The sequence below is a fragment of the uncultured Methanobrevibacter sp. genome, from assembly GCF_937906425.1.
GTDB lineage: Archaea > Methanobacteriota > Methanobacteria > Methanobacteriales > Methanobacteriaceae > Methanobrevibacter.
In genome coordinates this window covers 1-4,538 of record NZ_CALCYR010000109.1, presented here as the reverse complement: position 1 = coordinate 4,538, position 4,538 = coordinate 1, and the positions used below count along the sequence as shown (strand labels likewise).

At 29.1% G+C, this 4,538-nt stretch carries 4 protein-coding genes; all 4 read right to left on the bottom strand.

What is annotated here, in order from left to right:
* Nucleotides 1-135: 135 nt before the first annotated feature.
* A complete protein-coding gene (locus Q0138_RS02875; RefSeq protein ID WP_297980661.1) occupies nucleotides 136-741 on the bottom strand; it encodes an acyltransferase in 606 nt (201 codons plus the stop codon).
* A 428-nt stretch (nucleotides 742-1,169) separates the two neighbouring features.
* Nucleotides 1,170-1,481, bottom strand: coding sequence for a hypothetical protein (locus Q0138_RS02870; RefSeq protein ID WP_297980659.1), 312 nt, complete (start codon nucleotides 1,479-1,481; stop codon nucleotides 1,170-1,172).
* A gap of 148 nt (nucleotides 1,482-1,629) precedes the next feature.
* Nucleotides 1,630-2,706, bottom strand: a complete 1,077-nt coding sequence (locus Q0138_RS02865; protein WP_297980657.1) for an ATPase — start codon at nucleotides 2,704-2,706, stop codon at nucleotides 1,630-1,632.
* A 247-nt stretch (nucleotides 2,707-2,953) separates the two neighbouring features.
* On the bottom strand, nucleotides 2,954-4,372 hold the full coding sequence (argH, locus tag Q0138_RS02860; RefSeq protein WP_297980655.1) for an argininosuccinate lyase: 1,419 nt from the start codon (nucleotides 4,370-4,372) through the stop codon (nucleotides 2,954-2,956).
* Between the last annotated feature and the right edge of the window lie 166 nt (nucleotides 4,373-4,538).

Below are 4,538 nucleotides of genomic sequence, written 5' to 3'. Positions count from 1 at the left end.
GAAAAATAAATGAAAAATAAATGAAAAATAAATGAAAAATAAATGAAAATTAAATGAAAATTAAATGAAAATTAAATGAAAATTAAATAAATAAAAAAAGAGTAACTGAAAAATAAATAAAAAAGTTATAAATAATTAAATCATGTTAGGGACTCTTAAAGAAGTAGGTAACGGTTTAATCTTAGCAGGAGTACCAATAGCTAAATAATAAGGAGGCACACTACGTGTAACAACAGCTCCAGCAGCTACAATAGCTCCTTCACCAACTTCAAGGTTTGATAAAAATGTTGTATTTCCACCAACAGAACATCCTTTTCTAAGTTGAGGTCCTTTCAAGTCATATTCCACTCTGACAGGATATCTATCATTGGTAAAACAAGCACAAGGACCAATGAAAACATTATCCTCAATAATACTGTTTCTTGGAATGTATACATTAGATTGAATACTTACATTACTTCCAATCGTACATCCTCCTTCAATTACAGTATTTGTACCGATTAAAACGTCATCACCAATGGTAGTATGATCTCTTACAACAACATTATGTCCAGTTTTAAAGTCATCCCCAATAACTACATCGTTATAAATTACTGTATTGGAACGGAGCAAGATATTTTTACCTAAAACAGGCTCTTTACTAAATCTTTTATAATTTACTCCTAATTTAATTCCTTCCCTAATCAATTGGGGGTCTTTAGGATCATTACTATTCCCACGCATATTAAAAAAACTAGCCATAACTTCACCTCGTAAATAAGCTAAGCAGTCATCAATTTAAAAAATCAAATGAATTAATTTTAAAAAAATTAAGATTTGATATATTCACTAATACTATGTTTAACAAACTATATAAAATATGTCTATAAACAATTAGTAAAATAACAAACAAATTATATAAATATTTCCAATTTTTATTATATCTTAAACAAAATATCTAAAAAATCCTTAAAATTGGAAAATATTTAAAAGAGATATATCCTAATTTGTTAAAATTGAATAAATTTAAAAAAATAAATTAAATTATTAAAATTGAATAAAATTAAAAAAAAATATTTGAATTCTTAAAAATGAATAAATTTAAAAAAATAAATTAAATTATTAAAATTGAATAAATTTAAAAAAATAAAAAAAAATAATTTCAAGAAATCAAATTTAAAAATATGAATCTATAAATCCAATTCCCTTAGTTTTTTATCCATTTCCTCATCACTAAGTTCATCTTCCTCTTCCAATTCCATTTCCTCATCAAGACGTTCATCCTCACCTGAAACAATCTGTTCAGCACGAATGTCCTCTTCTTTTAAATATTTTTCCTTATTTAAGTCCCAATCCTTTTTAATTTCAGAAATCAGATCATCATCAGCTTCAATTGAAGGTCCAGTATAAGAGCAATCCTTACAAACCCATTTAGACCAAACCTGAGGAATAATCCAATCTATATTTGTAGATCCGCATCTGGGACAAATACGTCTTTTCATAAAATCACCTAAAATAATTCTCATTAAATAAAAAAAATCAAATAACTCCTATTAAATAAAAAAAATTATCAAATGATTCCCATTAAATAAAAAAAAAAATCAAATGATTCCTATTAAATAAATTAATTAAATAATTAAATATTTTAATCTAATCAGTATTATAAAAACTCCAAATTAAGTCTAAAGCTTCACCAGGTTCTAGTGCTGAAGAACGAGTTTCCCTTAAGATTCTTTGAATGGAATACTTTTTCATATGAGGGAATTTCTTATGAACCTCATACAATAATGGACAGCCGAATCCCTTGAATTTATTCAAATCATAGTTTTTAGTTAATGATTTATTCTCCAATTTGGCAACAGCCAATGCCGCAGGCAAATTAAGTCTAATAATTCTTTTATCTTCATTTCCATCTATCTTCTGCTCATTGATACATTGACTTCCAGTAGCCAACATGTCTCCAAAAATAACCATTGGAATGCCATTATCTATTGCATAATTATACAGAGTTTCCTCAATTACCTTAGAACATCTTCCACAAGGGTGGAATCTACCTGAAAAAGCATCTTCTATTATGTCATCATAATTAACTGGAATATATTCATGTTTTACATCCAATTCCTTGGTCAACTTGTCAATATTGTACTTAAACTGTTTAGGAAGAACAATTGTTCCAGGATCAACAGTTACTGCAATAGGATTGAAACCTAATTTTTTAGCCAAAATAAGTGAAAAGCTACTGTCGGTTCCGCCAGACAAGGCAATAATAGCAGTAGGCTTTTTAGCCTCAAAATAGCTGTATTCACTATTGTCCAAATCATTGAAATAACTTGTAAAGTCAAATGAATATAAATTTTCCAATTTAATGCTAAGTATATCGATTAAATTGTTCAATGCCAAAAAGCTGTCTCCATCCAAATCAGAGGATTTGACAAAGGATTTAAGTCTTTTTAAGGAAAGCTCCATGCGATACTTCTTTGTTATGTAATCTGAATAGCTTTCAACATGGATGCTATTTATTCCAAGCTCTTCTCGAAGTCTTCCAACAACCCATCCCCCTTTTCCAATAACGGCAGACTTATCTGGACGATCATCGGTAATCACCCACATCTCATTGCTATTTCTATTATAGACTATTTCCTTAATGGCAATATCAACTTCCTCATGACCTATCTCCCTTCTAATCCTATTGACATGATTTAAAAGAGCTTGTTTATCATAAACCATTATTTTCACCAAAAATGAATAAATACCTACAAAAATCTTTTTAGAATAAAAATAAAATTGAATAAATTAAATTAATTACTAAAATCATATAAAAATCTTTTTAGAATAAAAATACGTTTAAAATATTAAAAAAAATTTTTTAAATATTTTTTTTAAACTATTTTTTAAACTATATTTTAACAATAGTTATAAAAAACATTAAAAAATAAAAGAAAAACAAAAAGAAATTTGTTTTTAAATTAAACAATTAAATTCCTTGTTTTTCAAATTCCAAATCTAAAAATATGTTCATGTTATCAATAGCTAACTGAACCATCTCTGGAGAAGGACCTCCAGGCACATTTCTGATTTTAACGTTTTCAATAGGATTTAAAGCATTATGAATCAAATCGTCATCCAAATCAAGTTTTTCAAATCCTAACTCTTCAGCTACATTGTCAACATATGCACCATCGATTTTAGAAGGATCCAGACCTTCAGCAACAGCCTCATTTACAATTCTGCCTACAATCTTATGAGCTGTTCTGAATGGTATCTTTCTTTCCCTAACCATAATGTCAGCCAAATCGGTAGCAGTAGCGAAATTAGCACCAGCCAATTCCAAACATCTATCAGTATTGAATGTAACGGTTAAAAGCATATGATTAACAATTTTTAAGGTATCATAAGCAACATCACATGCATTCCATAAATGAGGAGTGATTTCCTGCAAATCCCTATTGTATGTGTATGGAATTGCCTTTAATATAGTCAATATTGTAACTAATTCCCCATTAACGATTGTAGCTTTGGAACGGGCAACTTCAGCAACATCAGGATTTTTCTTTTGAGGCATGATTGATGATGTAGAGGAGTATTCATCAGCCATTGTAACAATGCCGAACTCATAGGTACTCCAAAGCACCAATTCCTCACAGATTTTAGACAATGTGGTGCATAAGGCTGTTAAGTCAAATACAGTTTCTGCAATAAAGTCTCTTGAGGACACGCCATCCATTGAATTTTCAAGATAATCGTCAAAACCTAACAATTGGGTTGTCAATTCCCTATCAATTGGAAAACTTGTTGTTGCCATGGCTGCAGAACCAAGAGGGTTTAAATTAACTCTTTTATAAGTATCTGCAAGTCTTTCATAGTCTCTTTTCAATGATTGAGCATGAGCCATCAAATGATGAGCCAATGTAATTGGTTGAGCATGTTGCAAGTGAGTGTAACCAATCATTACTGTTTCCTTATGTTCCTTTGCAAGTTCTATAATCCCTTCAATAAATTCAAGTATTCCTATTTGGATTTCAGTGATTCTATCCCTTAAGAGAAGCCTTACATCTGTTGCAACCTGATCATTTCTAGATTTTGCTGTGTGCATGAATCCTGCTTCAGGACCAACCAATTTGGTTACATAGTTTTCAACAGCCATATGAACATCTTCAACTGAATGGTCAAATTCCAAAGCGTCAAAACCTTCTTCACTAAGTTTATCCAATGCCTCAAGGATTTTATCAGCTATTTCTCCATCAATGATTCCTTGAGCCTTAAGCATTGAAGTGTGAGCATAATTACATTTAATGTCTGCATCGAAAATAAATCTATCAAATTCCAATGAAGAGGTATAGACTGCAGCTTCATCAGTCATTTCCTTTTCGAGTCTTCCAGTTCTAATTTTCAAAATATCCTCTCTTTGACGTTTTTATAAAAAATATTAAATTAAAATTCTAAAATTGATTATTAAATTAATAAGTATTCTAATTAAATTTTAAAATTAATTATTAAATTAATAAAGTATTCTAATTAAATTTTAAAATTAATTATTAAATTAATAAAGTATTCTAATT